The organism is Mesorhizobium sp. M1365 (assembly GCF_040317865.1).
Classification (GTDB): Bacteria; Pseudomonadota; Alphaproteobacteria; order Rhizobiales; family Rhizobiaceae; genus Mesorhizobium.
Genome location: NZ_JAMYLG010000008.1, coordinates 86365 through 102462, shown reverse-complemented (window position 1 = coordinate 102462; position 16098 = coordinate 86365). Strand labels below are relative to the sequence as shown.

Annotated in this window: 12 protein-coding genes; 6 read left to right on the top strand and 6 right to left on the bottom strand. The window is 63.1% G+C overall.

Features of this window, described 5'->3' with window-relative positions:
* Positions 1–27: 27 nt before the first annotated feature.
* A complete protein-coding gene (locus NKH04_RS12490) occupies positions 28–6414 on the bottom strand; it encodes an apolipoprotein A-IV repeat region-like domain-containing protein (protein WP_352971211.1) in 6387 nt (2128 codons plus the stop codon).
* A gap of 285 nt (positions 6415–6699) precedes the next feature.
* Between NKH04_RS12490 and NKH04_RS12485 the strand changes: the two genes are divergently transcribed.
* The 3 genes from NKH04_RS12485 to NKH04_RS12475 all read left to right on the top strand — a co-directional run bounded on the left by NKH04_RS12485 (position 6700) and on the right by NKH04_RS12475 (position 8597).
* Positions 6700–7068 (top strand): Hpt domain-containing protein, encoded by a 369-nt coding sequence (locus NKH04_RS12485; protein ID WP_352971317.1) that lies wholly within the window; start codon positions 6700–6702, stop codon positions 7066–7068.
* A gap of 97 nt (positions 7069–7165) precedes the next feature.
* Positions 7166–7486 carry a 2Fe-2S iron-sulfur cluster-binding protein gene (locus NKH04_RS12480; protein ID WP_023674833.1) on the top strand — a complete coding sequence of 107 codons (321 nt, stop codon included), beginning with the start codon at positions 7166–7168 and terminating at the stop codon, positions 7484–7486.
* 82 nt (positions 7487–7568) lie between these two features.
* The gene (locus tag NKH04_RS12475; RefSeq protein WP_352925259.1) at positions 7569–8597 is read left to right on the top strand and encodes an NAD(P)/FAD-dependent oxidoreductase; all 1029 of its coding nucleotides are present in this window, start codon (positions 7569–7571) and stop codon (positions 8595–8597) included.
* 26 nt (positions 8598–8623) lie between these two features.
* Here NKH04_RS12475 and NKH04_RS12470 read toward each other — a convergent pair whose 3' ends face one another.
* Both NKH04_RS12470 and NKH04_RS12465 read right to left on the bottom strand, forming a co-directional pair.
* The gene (locus tag NKH04_RS12470; RefSeq protein WP_352971214.1) at positions 8624–10105 is read right to left on the bottom strand and encodes an MDR family MFS transporter; all 1482 of its coding nucleotides are present in this window, start codon (positions 10103–10105) and stop codon (positions 8624–8626) included.
* Between the two features lie 201 nt (positions 10106–10306).
* Positions 10307–10924: a DUF922 domain-containing Zn-dependent protease gene (locus NKH04_RS12465; protein WP_352971217.1), complete on the bottom strand. Its 618-nt coding sequence runs from the start codon at positions 10922–10924 to the stop codon at positions 10307–10309.
* 97 nt (positions 10925–11021) lie between these two features.
* Here NKH04_RS12465 and folP point away from each other — a divergent pair, with 97 nt between their 5' ends.
* Genes folP through folK form a run of 3 tightly spaced genes read left to right on the top strand, consistent with a single transcriptional unit; the run spans position 11022 to position 12738 of the window.
* On the top strand, positions 11022–11867 hold the full coding sequence (folP, locus tag NKH04_RS12460; RefSeq protein WP_352471723.1) for a dihydropteroate synthase: 846 nt from the start codon (positions 11022–11024) through the stop codon (positions 11865–11867).
* 3 nt (positions 11868–11870) lie between these two features.
* Positions 11871–12230 carry a dihydroneopterin aldolase gene (folB, locus tag NKH04_RS12455; protein WP_352471721.1) on the top strand — a complete coding sequence of 120 codons (360 nt, stop codon included), beginning with the start codon at positions 11871–11873 and terminating at the stop codon, positions 12228–12230.
* The gene (gene folK, locus NKH04_RS12450; RefSeq protein WP_352471720.1) at positions 12214–12738 is read left to right on the top strand and encodes a 2-amino-4-hydroxy-6-hydroxymethyldihydropteridine diphosphokinase; all 525 of its coding nucleotides are present in this window, start codon (positions 12214–12216) and stop codon (positions 12736–12738) included. The genes folB and folK overlap by 17 nt, the downstream gene beginning before the upstream one ends.
* Before the next feature lie 24 nt (positions 12739–12762).
* Here the strand turns inward: folK and NKH04_RS12445 are convergent, their stop codons facing one another.
* From NKH04_RS12445 to NKH04_RS12435, 3 genes are all read right to left on the bottom strand, one after another.
* Complete coding sequence (locus tag NKH04_RS12445; protein WP_352448961.1) at positions 12763–13311, bottom strand: DUF924 family protein; 549 nt, start codon at positions 13309–13311, stop codon at positions 12763–12765.
* A 20-nt stretch (positions 13312–13331) separates the two neighbouring features.
* On the bottom strand, positions 13332–15167 hold the full coding sequence (locus tag NKH04_RS12440; protein ID WP_352682898.1) for a monovalent cation:proton antiporter-2 (CPA2) family protein: 1836 nt from the start codon (positions 15165–15167) through the stop codon (positions 13332–13334).
* Positions 15168–15532: 365 nt separating this feature from the next.
* Entirely contained in the window at positions 15533–16087 is a 555-nt protein-coding gene (locus NKH04_RS12435; RefSeq protein ID WP_352816669.1) for a hypothetical protein, read from the bottom strand.
* Between the last annotated feature and the right edge of the window lie 11 nt (positions 16088–16098).

Genomic DNA, 16098 nt, shown 5'->3' with positions numbered 1-16098 from the left:
GCACTTTCTGTTTTCCTGTCCCGCCGCTTAGTGCAGACGGCCGCTGGCATGGGCAAGCATGGTGTAGACCTTGCCGGTGTCCGACGTCAGGTAGGTCTGCGCCATGATGTTGTCGCGGTCGTTGCGCGACACGTCCTTGAGCAGCTTTTCGAAATCGTCGCAGTAACGATCGACAGCAGCGCGGAACTCCGCCTCTGACTGATATTTGCGGCGGATCTCGTCGAACGTCTGTTGGCCCTTCAGCGTGTAAAGTCGGCGCGTGAAGACGTCGCGCTCGCCGCGCCGGTAGCGGTTCCACAACTCGATCGAGGCGTCGTGATCGATGGCGCGTGCGATATCGACCGAGAGCGAGTTCAGCGATTCCACGACATGAAGCGGCGAACGCGCAGCGGGAGCCGGGCGCGGCGCTTCGGCAGGCGCTGCCGGCTTGGCGTCGTCTTCGCGCGATGCACCGGTCAGGAGGTCACGCACCCAACCGCCCTGCGGCGTGCGGCCGTTGGGGTCGCGCTGGCGCGGCGCTTGGTCTGCGGGACGTTCGAGGTCGAGCGTGCCGCGCAGCGCCGTCTCGCCCGAAGGCGCCTGCGGTGCACGGCGCTGTTCGGGAGCCGGAGCCGGGCGACGTGGCGGTTCGGCGGGGCGTGCGGCAGGCGCTTGCGGCGCCGGACGCAGGTTGCGCTGTTCCGAACTGTCGGCGCTGCGGCCAGATTTCGCAACGATTTCAGAAAGTTCCTTCAGCGCGTTGATCTGCTCTGAAACGGCACGGCGGATAGCCGTGGTTGATTCCTTTGCCTCTTCCGGCATCTCGATGACGCCTTTCTTAAGCTCGGCCCGGGTGAGGTCGAGCTCGCTCTTGATCGAGCCGGCGGTACGCCGCATCTCCTCGGTCGCATCGGCAAAGCGCTTGGTTGCCGAATCGACCACTTCGGAAATCGCGGTACGGATCTTGTCGGCGGATTCCAGCGTCTTGCCCTCGGCGTTCTGCAGCGTCTGGCCGACCAGATTCTCGAACGAGCGCATGACCCTTTCGAGATCTTCCGACTTCTTCACAAGGCCGACGGCAAGGTCCTCCAGCGACGATTGCCTTTCGAGCGTGTGCTCAAGATTGCTCTGGGCCGAGCTCAACAGGTCCGAGGCACTGGAAAGCAACCGGCTGTGCTCGTCGAACTTGGTGGCGATTGAAGCAACCTCGCGCAAGGTCGACGACGACAGCTCGGTGAGCCGCGTCGTGTTCGAATCGACCAGACGCGCCGAACTGGCGAAGGTCTGCGCGGTCTTTTCCGTGGTCGCCGCGAAGCTTTGCGTGCTCCCGGTCAGGCGTTCGTCGACCTGGCCGAGATTGGTCGCCGCCTGCTCGATCAATTGACCGAGCTGCGAGCTGGAGGTGGTCATGCGGCCGATGAGGTCGGCAACGCTGTCGGCAAGCGTCGAGCGCGCGCCTTCGACGGCCGACAGGGTTTCGGCCGTGCGGCTGGCGATGGCGTCGACGAGGGCGGCGTTTTGATTGCGCAGCTTCTCGGTCGCACGTTCGGTGACCTCTTCCATGCTCTTTTGCAGCTCGGAGCCGCCCTGGGCGAAGCGCTCGACCAGAGGCCGCGCCGTCTCGTCCAGGATTTTCGATATTTCTGCCGAACGGGCCGCAAGCATCGTACTGAGCTCGCGAGTATTGGCACCGATGGTCTTTGCAGCGTCATTGGTGCTCTGACCGATATGCTGGCCGACCGCGGTGAAGGTTTCGGCGATGGTGTTGGCACGCGAGACCAGTTGCGCTTCGGCACCCGAGACTTGTTCGTTGAGCTTTTGGCCCATTGTCTCGGCGGAGTAAGCGAGGCGGTTCTCGACGCTGGCGACCTGCTCCTCGACGCGGGCCGCAGTGGCGGCAGCACTCGATGCCAGGCGTTCGTCGGCACCGGCAAGCAGTTGCTCGATTTCACGGGCATGGACTGCGAGTTCCTGGCCAGTCTGCCTGGCGCGTTCGGCAACCCGCTGCTCGGTGCTGGTGAAGGCACCGACAATGGTGTCGGCATGTTCGCCGATTGCGGTGCTGCTGTCAGCGATACGGGACACCAGGCGATGATCGGCCTCCTCGAAGATGCGGCCGATCTCGGACGCACGGGCCGAAAGTGCTTCGGAGCCCTCGGCAATGCGCGAAATAAGTTGCTGGTCGGCGGCATCGAAAATGCGGCCGAGATCCGACGCGCGTGCCGCGAGCGCTTCGGCGGATTCGCCGATGCGCACGCCCAGCCGCTCGTCGGCTGTTTCGAAATTGCGCAGGATGTCGCCGGCACGCGCCGCCAGCGACTGGGCCGTTTCGATGGCGCGAGAGACCAGCCTGTGGTCCGCCGCGTCGAAGGTGCCGGCAATCTCACTTGCTCTGGCTGCCAGCTGATCGGCCGTTTCCTGGGCACGCGCGAGCAAGCTGTTCGACGTGTCGTCGACGCGGGCAATCAGTGCGCTCGACGTATCCTCGGCGCGGGCGGCGAGGCGACGATCCGCCTCTTCAAAGGTGCGGGCGATGTCCTCCGCCCTGGCGAGCAGGGCGGCCGAGGTCTGCTCGGCGCGCTCGGCGATCTTGCGGTCGGCATCGCTGAATGCCGCGCCCGCCTGCTCATGCAGCGCGCTGGTAACTTCCATGACCTTCTCGCGCAGCGCGCCGGCGACGAAGACCGCGCTTCTTTCGAGCACACTGCGCACGTTGTCGACACCCGTCGACAGCGCCCGCTCCATTGTGCTGGCGCGCTCTTCAATGATGCCTGTCTGCCGGCTGAACGCCTGCTCGATCTTTTCTACGTCCGCAGCGATCGCATCGGAGATGTCGGTGCTCCTGGCGGCGATCTGGTCGATATGGCCGGACAGCGAACGGTCGACATCCTTGCGCGTTTCGGCGAGCCTGGAGAGATCGTCCTGCAGTGCGCGGGTCAGCATGTCGCGACCCTCGCTCAGCTTGCCGACATGACCGGCGACAATCTCGTCGACCTCGCTGCGGCTCATTGCAAGCCTCTCCAGGTCGGCTTCCAACGCGCGCCTGAGGATGTCGCGGCCTTCCGCCAGTTTCTCGACCTGGCCGGCAACCAGCCCATCGATGCTCGAGCGGCTTTCGGCCAGCTTGGCGAGATCGTCCTCGAGCGCCTTCGACAGGGTCGAGCGGTCCTGGACGAGCTTCTCTGCGTGGGTTGCGACAAGGCTGTTGACGTTGCCGAGATCGGCTTCCAGCGCACGCGAAAACTGCGCGCGATTATCGGTCAATAGCTGCGACTGATCGGCGATGGCGCCCCTGATCGTGTTGAGATCGGCCTCCAAGGCGCGCTTGAGGATATCGCGGCCTTCGGCCAGTTTCTCGACCTGGCCGGAAACCAGTCCGTCGATGCTCGAGCGGCTTTCGGCCAGCTTGGCAAGATCGTCTTCCAAGGCGCGCTTGAGGATGTCGCGACCCTCAGCCAGCTTCTCGACCTGGCCGGCGACCAGCCCGTCGATGCTCGAACGGCTCTCTGCCAGCCTGGCAAGATCGTCCTCGAGCGCTTTCGACAGGGCCGAACGGTCTTCGGCAAGCTTGTTCATATGTTCGGAGACGACGCCCCGCACGGTCTCGAGATCGGTCTCCAGTGCCCGCGACAGCTGACCACGGTCTTCCGCCAGCTTTTCGGACTGGCTGGCGATGACGCCCTTGACGGTGCTCAGATCGGCTTCGAGCGCACGCTTGAGGATGTCGCGGCCCTCTGCCAGCTTTTCGACCTGGCCGGCAACCATCACATCGATGCTCGAGCGGCTTTCGGCCAACTTGGCGAGATCGTCTTCGAGCGCCTTCGAAAGGGTCGAACGGTCTTCGGCGAGCTTGTTCATGTGATCGGAGACAACGCCCCGCACAGCCTCCAGGTCGCTCTCCAGTGCCCGCGACAACTGGCCACGGTCTTCCGCCAGCTTTTCAGACTGGCTGGCGATGACGCCCTTGATCGCGTTTAGGTCCGATTCAAGCGCGCGCTTGAGGATGTCGCGGCCTTCGGCCAGCTTCTCGACCTGGCCGGCAACCAGCCCATCGATGCTCGACCGGCTTTCGGCCAGCTTGGCAAGATCGTCTTCAAGCGTCTTCGAAAGCAGGCTGCGGTCGTCGGCGAGCCTGCCAGAATGATCGGCGATCAGGCTCCTGATGTCGGACAGGTCGTTATCGAGTGACTGGGAAAGCCCGCTGCGGTCTTGCGCCAATTTCGCCGAATGGGCCTCAATGAGGCCATTGATGCCGGCGATGTCGGCTTCCAGCGCACTGGCGAGTATGGCGCGACCCTCGGCGATCTTTTCGACTTGACCGGCGACGAGGCCGTCGATGCTGGCGCGACTCTCTGCCAGTTTGCCGAGGTCGGCCTCGAGCGCGCGCGAAAGGATGCTGCGGCCCTCGGCGAGCTTGCCGACATGCCCGGCAACCATTTCATCAATTATCGTGCGGGCTTGCACGAGTTTTCCAGAGTCTTCGTTCAAGGCCTGGGCAAGCCTGTTGCGACCCTCTTCAAGGCTTTCGAGATGGCTGCCCAGCGAAGCGTCGATCGCTGCGCGCGATTCGTTGACCTTGCGCAGATCCTCTTCAAGGGCGCGCGAGATCAGGCCGCGGCCTTCGGCTAGCTTCTGCACCTGGTTAGCCACCGCTGCGTCGATTTCGGCGCGACCTTCGGCGAACTTCGCCAGATCGGCCTGCATTGCCGCCGCCATCCGGTCGCGGCTTTCGGAAAGCTTGCGGCTGTGGTTCTCGACGGCTTCCTCGATGCCGGCGCGAGCATCGGCAAGCCGCTCGATGTCCGTATCGAACGAACGCGATACGACATGGCGCGCCGCTTCCATGCGCCCGGCGAAATCGCCGGCGCGGGCTTCAAGCATGGTCGAGGTCGATGAAATGATGTCGGCCATGTCGGCGCCGATCTGGGTCTTGCCCTGATCGATCATCGCCGACAGCGTCTCCTTGCTATCCTGGAAGGTGTGGGCGATTTCGCGGGCGCGCTCGACCAGCGTCTCGTTGATCTGGCGTGCGCGAGCCTCCAGCGCGGCGTTGAGCTTCTGCGTGCCGGTGTCGAGCGCCTCGGCGCGGGTCTGGAACTCGCTGATCAGCGCCTGGCCACGTTCAGCAAGCGTCCGCTCGATGCCGTTGAGACTGGCTTCGAATTCCGAATTGAGTGTGCGGGCGGCACCGCCGAGCAGCGACACCATGCCGCTCGTGCGGTCGTCGAGCAGGTCGGTCAGTGACCGCGTCAGGCCGTCGGTGGTGTCCGTCAGCTTGGCGATCCGGGTGTCGAGCAGGCTGGCGAAGGCCTCGCCCGACGTCGACAGCCGATCGGTGATCGATTCGAGCCGGCCTTCCACCGAATCGAAGATCGACATCGAGCTTCCGTTGATCCTGTCGATCAGCGTGTCGCCGGATTCGTTGATCGTCATCGACAGCTTGGTCGAGGCGTTGAGAATGCTGTCGCGAATGATATCGCTGGCGGCGTTGATCTCGTCTTTCAGTGTCTCGTGGGCGCCGGTGATCGAGGCGCGCACGCGCTCGGCATGGGTGACGACCGCTTCGCGCTCGCTGCCCAGCCCGTCGACCAGCGAGCGGATGCGGGACTCGTTCTCTGAATAGGAGCGCTCGATCTGGTTCACCTCGCTGTGGACCAGCGTTTCGAGCTCGACGGCACGCGCAAGCGTGCGTTCGATGCCTTCGCCCATGGCTGCCACCTCGCGGCGAACCGCTTGGCCGATCATCATGACGCGATCCTGGGCAAGATTTTCCGGCTCGGCCAGACGGAAGGCCACCTCGGTCATCGACTGCGCGGCAAGGCGCATCTCCTGAGCGCGGCGAATCATCACTGCGAATGCCCAGAACAGGATGACGGGCACTATTGCCGCGACCGCCAGGCCGATCAGCTCCGGACGGGCGAAAAACTGATCGAAGGTGCGGATGTTCCAGATGCCAGGTCCGAACAACAGGTTCGCAAGGCCGCCAGCGCCGGCGATCCAGGCCAGCGAAACGAAAGCCACGACCCAGTAGATCGTGTTCGAGGCGCGGCGATTGAGGGTGTGCAGGAGCGTCTTATAGTCTTTTTGACGATCGTCGTTGGCCGGCGAGAAAGCTGCCGGCTGGGAGCCATTGCGCGTTGCGACAGGACGCAACTCAGCCGGCTTGGCCTTTGGCGCGGGATTTGCGATCTGGCCTTGATTGGCGGCAGGTGCCGCGTTCTGGGTCTGGTCCGGGGCAGGCGCTTCGTTCTGGCTGCGACCTTCGCGCGCCAGTTCGTCGGCGGCTTGCGATATTTGTGCTTCGAGATCTTCCATGGATGCAGCCATGTCGAAGTCGCCGCCGGCATCGCCGCTCAGATCGATATCAAGTGCCTTTTCAAGTTCCCTGGCTACGTCGCTGTCGAGCGTTCTTGTCGTCGTTGGTTTCTTCGCCATGCCTTCGCTACCCTGTACAAGCTGCCGCGGGACTTATGGTTGTGCTTATTGATTCTGCCTAGCGTGTCCCACGCAGGAGGCTGAAAATGGACCTGTCGTATCGTAATGACACAGCCGGGTAAAGAAAACATGCATTCCGCCCGATACGTAAAACTTTAAATATAAGGTTAACACAGCCGTGATTCCGGCGCCGTTATCGCGACATTTTTCCGGGCCAATCATTAACCCGTTGTCCACCGGATACGCCTAGTTTTTGCGGCGGTCGAAGAACGGAGTCTCAAAGTGATACGTGGCGAAAACGGCATTGCCTTTTCGATGCCCGGTGGCGACGTGTCGGGGACAGCCGGGGCGCGGCCGATCGACCTGGCGCATCTTGCGCGCCAGACGATGGGCGATCGGAGCCTCGAGCAGGAGGTGCTGACTCTGTTCGTGCAGCAGGCGCTGTCGGTGCGCGACAAGATCGTCGATGCGGATGTCAGGCAGCGGCTGCTATTGGCACACGGGCTCAAAGGTTCGGCGCGCGGGGTCGGCGCCTTCGCCATTGCCGATTGCGCCAGCGCGATCGAATGCCGGCCCGAAGACGCCAGCACGCTGAAGCGGCTTGGCTCGCTGATCGAAGAAGTGCGCGACTTCGTCGCCGCCATCAGCCGATAGGACTTATCCCAAAGACGCCACGCACGGGCGCTTTGGCGCCGCAGTTGACTTGTCCGGCAGAGTGATTATGTCGGCTCAGACTCCCTTCAGGTGACAAATGACCAAACTGACCTTCATCGCCCATGACGGCACGCATTTTGACGTGGATGCCGAAAACGGCTCGACCGTCATGGAAAATGCGATCCGCAATGCGGTGCCGGGAATAGAAGCGGAATGCGGCGGCGCCTGCGCCTGCGCGACCTGCCATGTTTATGTCGACGAAGCCTGGACGGCGGAGGTCGGCGAGCCGGAAGCCATGGAAGAGGACATGCTGGATTTCGCCTACGAGGTCCAGCCGAACTCGCGGCTGTCATGCCAGATCAAGGTGCGCGACGCTCTCGACGGGCTGGTCGTGCGCGTGCCGGCCCGCCAGGGCTGAAGCCGATTTTTGCGGCTGCCGCTTGGCAGCGGACCAATGGTCATGCAGTGTCGCGCCGTTTTCCCATAAAGGCGCATGCTTCATGACCGCTATCACCAAGACGGACGTACTCATTGTCGGGGCAGGGCCTGTCGGCCTGTTTGCCGTATTCGAGCTCGGCCTCTTCGACATGAAGTGCCATCTGATCGACATACTCGACCGGCCCGGCGGGCAATGCGCCGAACTCTACCCGGAAAAGCCGATCTACGACATTCCGGGCTGGCCCTCGATCTCGGCGCAAGGCCTGGTCGACAAGCTGCTTGAGCAGATCGCGCCGTTCAAGCCCGAATTCACCTATAGCCGCATGGTTTCGAGCCTGGAAAGGCTGGACGACGGCAGCTTCCGCGTCATTACCGACGAAAACGAGGTGTTCGAAGCCAAAATTGTGGTGATTGCCGCCGGCGGCGGTTCGTTCCAGCCGAAGCGGCCGCCGATTCCAGGCATCGAACCCTACGAAGGCAAGAGCGTGTTCTACTCGGTGCGCCGGATGGAGGACTTTCGCGGCCATGACCTCCTCATCGTCGGCGGTGGCGATTCGGCGCTCGACTGGACGCTGAACCTGCAGCCGGTCGCCAAGAGCGTGACGCTGGTGCACCGGCGGCCCGAATTCCGCGCAGCGCCCGACAGTGTCAACAAGATGTATGCCATGCAGGAGATGAAGCAGCTGGAATTCCAGGTTGGACAGGTGACTGGCCTGACCGGCAGCGACGGCCAGCTAGTCTCGGCCACGATCAAGGGGCCGGAGGGCGATGTCGAAGTGCCGTGCACGCGGATGCTGCCGTTCTTCGGCCTGACGATGAAGCTCGGCCCAATCGCCGAATGGGGGCTCAACCTCCACGAGAACCTGATCCCGGTCGACACCGAAAAATTCCAGACGTCGGTGCCCGGCATCTTCGCCGTCGGCGACATCAACTGGTACCCCGGCAAGCTGAAGCTGATCCTGTCGGGCTTCCATGAGGTCGCTCTAATGGCGCAGGCAGCCAAGCGCATCATCAGCCCCGGCGAGCGCATCGTATTCCAGTATACGACCTCGTCGACCAGCCTGCACAAGAAGCTCGGCGTGGTCGACTGAAGCTCGCCGGATTTCGCCGGACAGGTCTATTCGGCCAGGGTTGGGGCCACAGCCTCGGCATGGCCGCGAAGCGTTTTCTCCGGCATCAGCCAGAGCGTGATGAGCGACAACAGCAAGATCGCGGCCGCGGCAAGAAAGATCATCACGAACGGCATGGCCGAGGCGATATGGCCGGCCGGCTGCGTGCCTTCGCTGGCCAGCGGCAGCCCGTAACCAAGGGCGACGGCACCGAGCATAGCGACGCCAAGCGCGCTGCCCAGCGAGCGCAGGAAGGTGAGAACGCCGGTCGCCACGCCAAGGTGCATACGATCGACGGCGTTCTGGACCGAGACGGTGGCAACCGGAAAGGTCGTGCCTGTGCCCAGGCCTACGCAGGTCGTCAACACCTCGACGAGCAACAGTGAGGCATGCCCGGCGACCAGGCTGAGCACGCCGAGGCACAGGATCGAGAAAACAGTTCCGATCATGGCAATGCGCTTATAGTGGAAAAAGTGCGGGATCATTCGCGCGCTGAAGGTCGCACCGGCCACCGTGCCGAGCATCAGCCCAAGCAACGCGGTGCCCGATTGACTGACCGACAGGCCGACGACCGATTGCAGGTAGACCGGCAGATAGACCGACAAGCCGACATTGGCGGCCTGCAGCAGGAACATCGACAATGTGCCGGCGAGAACGATCGGATTGCCGAGCACTTCGAGCGAGATCAGCGGTTCGGCCGCGCGCATGAGCCGCAGCGCGAACGCGCTCCAGAACACCGCCGAGCAGGCGAGCAGTCCAAGGATTTCAGGCGACAGCCACGGATACTCGCTGCCGCCCCAGTTCAAGGCAAGCAGCAGCAGCGAGGTGGCCGCGACCAGAAGCAGCGCGCCGAGGCCGTCGATGCGGTGATGTTTTGCGGCGATCGGCAGCTTCTTGAGCGGGTTGTTGATGATCGCCATGGCCAGCAGGCCGAGCGGAATGTTGATCCAGAAGATCAGCGACCAATGCAGATGTTCGGCGAAGGTGCCGCCGAGCAGCGGCCCGGCGATGCTGGCGACGGCCCATGTGCCCGAGATCCAGGCGGCGTATCGGGCCCGCTCGCGCGGCGGCACGAGGTCGCCGATCACGGTCTGCGTCAGGGCGAACAGGCCGCCGCCACCGGCGCCCTGGATCGCCCGGCCGACAACCAGGACCAGCATGTTAGGGGCCGTGGCGCTGACCAGCGAGCCGGCGAGAAAGATCAGGATTGCAGCATAGACGGTCGGCCGGCGACCATAAATATCGGAGATCTTGCCGTAGAGCGGCGCCACGGCGGTCGCGGTCAGAAGATAGCCGGTCACGATCCATGGCAGATATTCGGCATGCCCGAGCAGACGTGCCATCGTCGGCATCGCCGGCGCGACGATGGTCTGGTCGAGCGCCGCCAGCAGCATCGACAAAAGCACGCCGCCGATGATGGCGTTTTTCTCGGTTTCGGTCAGCGGCGCGCTGGTTTCCACCATCGTTTGCTTGTCGACAGCCTGGTCCATATCCGTTCATCCATTATGCCTGCGTGCACGTCCGCGACGGGCTGGGAAGCATCCAGTACGCCGATTGGCGTTTGCCGGAGGCTGATCCCTGCGAACCTGGCATATGTCGTTCGCTATAGGCCGATTTCGACAGCGGCTCGAAAGTTTTCCGAAGCTGGCACTATGTTTCGGCAAAATTGGCTTTGTCCGACGACGCGGAGTTCAGCCGGGAGCGAGTCGGCCGTTCTCAATGCGCTCGATGCGATAGTGCAAAAGCCGCAGGATGCGGCTTTGGAAATTGGCGCTTTCGACGCGATCGAAGCGCATCTGGTCCTGGTCGTGTTTGGCAAGCATGGCCGCAGTGATTTTTGCGGCGTGGGCCTTTGCCAGTTCGCAGGTCTTTTCCGGGTAGCTCGCCTTCAAGGCGTCTTCTAGTTCGCGGCCGTGGTTCTTGGCAATCTCGACGTGGCGTTCCTCATGGCGCTTGATGTCGGCGGACAACGTATCCCAGAACAGCCTGACGCCGGCATCGGCTTTGCGCGGGCGAAGCCACTCAGGAAGGATGACCTTGACCTTGACGGTGACGACAGCGTCGGCAATCCAGCACGAGCCCGGCTTTTGCGCATAGCTGACGCGGGTGGTGAACGCCATCTGGGTAGCTCCCGGATGCCGCGACCCGGTGCTTTTCACCTGAGGCCCGAGTTTCGACAGCTGGGTCTCGATGTCGTCGAGCGTCCTGCCGCCGATCGGGAAATAACTATATGTCTTGACGAGAGTTGCAGCGCCGGCCGGGAATGCGGTCAGAGCGAGCATCAGGGTGCAGAGGAGGGATCGTTTCATCGTGTTGCCTCTTTCCCCACCTTGCTTTACCGCCGTCCTCGGCGCAACGGAATTGATCCCCCCGCCACGCCGCGGGATCGAACATGGTTGATGGGCAATGATGACAGGGCGATGGCAGTTGGCGCACGGACGCCATCTCGACCTTGGCGGCAAGGCCGTGGTCGTTGGCATCCTCAACATTACGCCGGACAGTTTTTCCGACGGCGGCCTGTTCGATGCGCCGGAAAAGGCAGTGGCCCAGGCGCGCCGCATGGTCGAGGAGGGGGCCTCCGTCATCGACATCGGCGGAGAATCGACACGTCCCGGGGCGTCTGCGGTCTCCGCAAAGGAGGAACAAACCCGCATACTGCCCGTCATCGAGGCGCTGGTGAAGGCCGGCGGAACGCTGATCTCGGTCGATACCTATCGCGAGGATACGGCCCGGCTTGCCGTCCAAGCCGGCGCGCATATCGTCAATGACGTCTGGGGCCTGCAGCGCGAGCCGGGCATTGCCCGCGTCGCGGCCGAAACCGGCGCTGGCCTTGTCGTCATGCACACGGGACGGGACCGGCAGAAACTGCCCGACGTGATTGCCGATCAGCTCTTCTTCCTCAGGAAGTCGCTGGAAATCGCGCGGCGGAGCGGTGTTGCCGACGATCATATCGTGCTCGATCCGGGCTTCGGCTTTGCCAAGGAGGCGGCAGCGGAAAATCTTGACCTGATGGCACGGTTTTCGGAACTTCATGCGCTGGGTTTTCCACTGATGGCCGGCACATCGCGAAAGCGCTTTATCGGCACCGTCACCGGCCGCGACGCAGCCGCAAGAGGCGCCGGGACCGCGGCCACCAGCGTCATCCTGAGGCTCAAAGGCGCGCATCTCTTTCGCGTCCACGATGTCGCAATCAACGTGGATGCGCTGGCCATCGCCGATGCTATGCTGGCACGTGAGATCGGGGAAAGCTGAGCCATGTATGTCATCCGCATGAAGAACTGCGCCTTCTTTGCCCGGCACGGTGTGCTGGACGAAGAAGAGACGCTCGGCCAGCGCTTTTATGTCGATGCGGCACTCATGGTGGATCCCGGGCGGGCGCTGGTCGAGGATTCCATTGAGGACACCGTCAATTACGGCATCGCCTTTGCGGTCATCGAGAAGATCATTACCGGCGAACGGCGCTTTCTGATCGAAGCGCTGGCGCTCGAAGTGGCGAGGGCGCTGACGGCGCGGTTTCCGCAGATCAAGAAGGCCGAGATCACCGTGCGCAAGCCGAACGCCCCGGTGCCGGGTGTGCTCGATCATGTCGAGGTGACCGTTGTCTGGCCAGAATAGTAACAACAACAACACCGTCTATCTCAGCCTTGGCGGCAATCTCGGTGATCCGGCGAAGTCGATGGCTGCGGCACTGGGCATTCTGGATGCCAACGAGAGAACACGCGTCGTTGCCGTTTCGTCGCTCTACCGCACGCCGCCCTGGGGCAAGCTCGATCAGCCGGATTTCCTCAACGCGGCGGCCGAAATCTCGACCGCGCTCGCGCCGCGGGCTTTGCTCGACCTTTGCCTCGACGCCGAGCGAAAACTGAAGCGGGTGCGCGAGGAGCGCTGGGGTCCACGCCTGATCGATATCGACATTCTGGTGTTCGGCGACCGCATCATCCACGAGACCGGACTGGAGGTGCCGCATCCGCGCATGCTGGAGCGCGCCTTCGTGCTGGCGCCGCTGGCAGAAATTGCGCCGGAGCTTGTGGTCGACGGCAAGAGCGTATCGGAGCGGCTGGCCGCCGTCGACACATCGGGCATTGAACGGCTGGCGTCAGGCCGGGATTGGTGGAAAACCTGATGCTGTCGCCATCGGTGCCTGAAATCAGCCGGAGAACCCACCTCCGTCGAGGAACATTTGTTCGTCCGGTGTCGTCTCGCGGCCAAGCATCCTGTTTCGATGCGGAAAGCGGCCGAAGCGCTGGATGATGTCCCGATGCTCGATCGCATATTTCAGATAGATCGGGGCTTTGGCGGCGGTAAGCTCTACCGATTTGAGCTGATCGGCGAGGTCCTCCGAATGCTCATAGGGCAGATAGAGAAAAACGCGGAGCTCTTCGTCGAGTGCCAGGTCATGGCCGGCAGCGATCGCTTTCCCGGCGAAATGCCGCGCCAGAGGGTCCGTGGCGTACATGTGGCCGGTGGCGCGAAAGCAGTTTCGCGGAAACTGGTCGAGCAGGATCATCAGTGCCAGCGACCCTTCGGCGTGTTCGGACCAGCCGTCGCATTCGCGGCGGGCGGCGGCAAAGTGCAAATCGAGAAACCGGGTGCGGAAGTCGGCATCAAAGGCGTCGTTCTTCTCGAACCACGCGTCCTCCCCGGCGTCGCGCCAGAATCTGGTGATGGAGACAGCGCGCTCGTCCAGTTCGTTCATCATTCGCGTCTTTCCAACGTTTAATCGGCCGGCTCGGATTTCTGCAGCACGCCGGCGGTCTCCTCGTTGAGCGCCTGGCCCACGCGCCGTGGCGTGCTGAGCGGCGTCGGGATGGGGGTGCCGATATTGCCTTTGAGGAAGCGCCGCCCGGCGCGGATGCCTTCTGCCTGTTGAAGTTCGAAACGGGCAGCATCGCGGCGGCGGACGTCCTCGACTACCTCGGCGACCTCTTCCGGATCGACGCCGAGAGCTTCCAGTGTCGAGCCGCCGAAGACAAGCGCCGATTCGAACGTCTCGCGGAGCTGATAGTCGACGCCGGCACGAATGAGCTGCAATGCCGTGCCGCGGTCGAAAGCCCGCGCCAGCACCGTCAGCAATGGAAACTCCGCCTTGATGAGCTCGGCGATGCGCACGGCGGCATCGGGCTTGTCAACGCAGATCAGGACGGCGCGTGCGCGCCCGGCTCCCGCGGCACGCAGAATGTCCAGCCGCGTGCCGTCGCCGTAATAGACCTTGAAGCCGAAATCGGCCGCCGCCTGGATCATCTCGACCTCATTGTCGATGATCGACACATCAATCCCGCGCAACAAAAGCGGCTGGCTGGCGATCTGGCCGAACCGGCCAAAGCCGATGATCAGCACGCTGCCGGTCAGGCCTTCGGCGACATCGACGCCTTCAAGCGACTGCTCGTCGCGTGGCGTCAGATACCGCAATGCTATGATCGCTAAGGGCGTCAGCACCATGGAAATGATGACGATGGCGGTCAGCATCGCATTGGCCTGGCTATCGATGATACCGACAGCCGCCGCTGCGGAATAGAGGACGAAGGCGAATTCGCCGCCTTGCGCCATGAAGACCGCGCGCTCGAGCGCTTCCCGGTGGCCGGTTTTGAGAATGCGGGCGACGATATAGATGCCGATCGCCTTCATCATCATGTAGGCGACGACATAGATGGCAATGAGCTGCCAGTTGACGACGACCACATGCAGGTCGAGCGACATGCCGACGGCGAGGAAGAACAGTCCGAGCAGAATGCCACGGAACGGTTCGATGTCCGCCTCCAGCTGATGGCGGAAGGTCGATTCCGACAAAAGCACGCCGGCCAGGAAGGCGCCCATCGCCATGGACAGGCCGGAAAGCTGCATGGCGAGCGCCGACCCGAGCACGACCAGAAGGGCGGCTGCGGTCATCACCTCACGGGCGCGCGCATCCGCCAGGATACGGAAGAACGGATTGAGCAGATAGCGTCCTGCAAGCACCAGCCCGACGATCGCGGCAAGGCCGATGCCGACCTCCGTCAACCGATCCGACAGGCTCATGTCGGCGCCGCCCGGCGCGAGGAAGGCGATCAGCGCCAGCAGCGGCACGATGGCCAGGTCTTCCAAAAGCAGGACCGAGACGATGCGCTGGCCCTTGGGCGTGGCCAGGTCGCCGCGTTCTTCCAGCAATTGCATGACGATTGCCGTCGAGGTGAGTACGAAACCGGCGCCGGCGACGAAGGATTGCGCGATCGGGAAACCTCCCGCCAGGCCGACGCCGGTCAGCAGGACCGCGCAGACGCCGACCTGCAGCGCGCCAAGCCCGAAAATCTCGCGGCGCATGCCCCATAGCCGTGACGGCTGCATCTCCAGCCCGATAATGAACAGGAACATGACGACGCCGAGTTCGGCGACATGAAGAATGGCTTCCGATTCGGAAAAAATGCGCAGCCCGAACGGACCGATCACGACGCCGGCCGTCAAATAGCCGAGGATGGAGCCAAGTCCGATACGCCTGAAGATCGGCACCGCAACGACGCCGGCGGCAAGCAGCGCCACCACCTGGATCAGATCGCCGTTCGATGCCTCTGCCGCCATGCCTGCCGTTCCGCTCTCTTGCAACAAGCGGCCAAGATAGGGGCTTCGGGGCGGATCGAACAGTGCGAATCCGGCGCGTTGTGAAGGCGATATTGCAGGCGCACCGAACAGGATAATGGGCTCCCGCGCGTTGCTTGTTCCAGCAGTCCGGCGCTAAGGACGCCCGGCTTCGGCCAGTGAAGGGCGAGCGTCGATCAAGTCGCGGCCCTTTCAGGCGGTGACAACCAAGTATCAGGGCGGCACGACAGCAGCCGAGGCCTGCAAGGCCTATGACGAGGTGATTGCCGCGATCAAGGGCTGAGCACTTATTTGCAAATCAAAAGATGGCGGCGCCGTTTGGCCGCCGCCTTTTTCACGCCGAAAGCTCAGTTCGGAGTTACAGAGCCGACCTCGACTGCATCGATCCGCTTCAACTTCATGCCGATGACCGGGACCAGCAGCTGGTCGACGCGCACGGCAACGGTCACCGTCATTGAATTGTCGTCGGGGACAAGCGCCTGCATAACGCCGCGCAACTGATTGCGATTGATGGTGAAAACCACCTTGTGCGCATCGACGACATTGCCGCCGATAATGTCGAGGCCGGAGCCGGCGGCCCCGCCCATAAAGCTGCCCTTGTAGCCCTGCCGGCCCTTGTGTTCGATCGTTGCCGACATCTGCTGGGTGAACATGCCTACCCGACAGCCGCCGTCGAGCGACATGCCGACCTTGCCGTCAGGCGTCGAGCCGATGAAGCTGCAGGTGAATTTCGTGCCCTTGTATTTGCCGGCAACGATTTCCCCGGGGCCGACCCATTTGCCTTCGACCGACCGAAAGAACTGCTTGTCCGGTTCCGCCGCCGAGGTCTTTCCGGCAATGCCGACGGTTGCGACAAGCGCGAGCGCCACGGGCAGCCCGCTGGACAGAATAACGCTTTTCATCGACGACACCC

Bases quoted from the DNA above. Each gene is read 5' to 3' on its own strand.
- NKH04_RS12490 (WP_352971211.1), bottom strand. From the start codon at position 6,414: ATGGCGAAGAAACCAACGACGACAAGAACGCTCGACAGCGACGTAGCC.
- NKH04_RS12480 (WP_023674833.1), top strand. From the start codon at position 7,166: ATGACCAAACTGACCTTCATCGCCCATGACGGCACGCATTTTGACGTG.
- NKH04_RS12475 (WP_352925259.1), top strand. From the start codon at position 7,569: ATGACCGCTATCACCAAGACGGACGTACTCATTGTCGGGGCAGGGCCT.
- NKH04_RS12470 (WP_352971214.1), bottom strand. From the start codon at position 10,105: ATGGACCAGGCTGTCGACAAGCAAACGATGGTGGAAACCAGCGCGCCG.
- NKH04_RS12465 (WP_352971217.1), bottom strand. From the start codon at position 10,924: ATGAAACGATCCCTCCTCTGCACCCTGATGCTCGCTCTGACCGCATTC.
- folP (WP_352471723.1), top strand. From the start codon at position 11,022: ATGATGACAGGGCGATGGCAGTTGGCGCACGGACGCCATCTCGACCTT.
- folB (WP_352471721.1), top strand. From the start codon at position 11,871: ATGTATGTCATCCGCATGAAGAACTGCGCCTTCTTTGCCCGGCACGGT.
- NKH04_RS12445 (WP_352448961.1), bottom strand. From the start codon at position 13,311: ATGAACGAACTGGACGAGCGCGCTGTCTCCATCACCAGATTCTGGCGC.
- NKH04_RS12440 (WP_352682898.1), bottom strand. From the start codon at position 15,167: ATGGCGGCAGAGGCATCGAACGGCGATCTGATCCAGGTGGTGGCGCTG.
- NKH04_RS12435 (WP_352816669.1), bottom strand. From the start codon at position 16,087: ATGAAAAGCGTTATTCTGTCCAGCGGGCTGCCCGTGGCGCTCGCGCTT.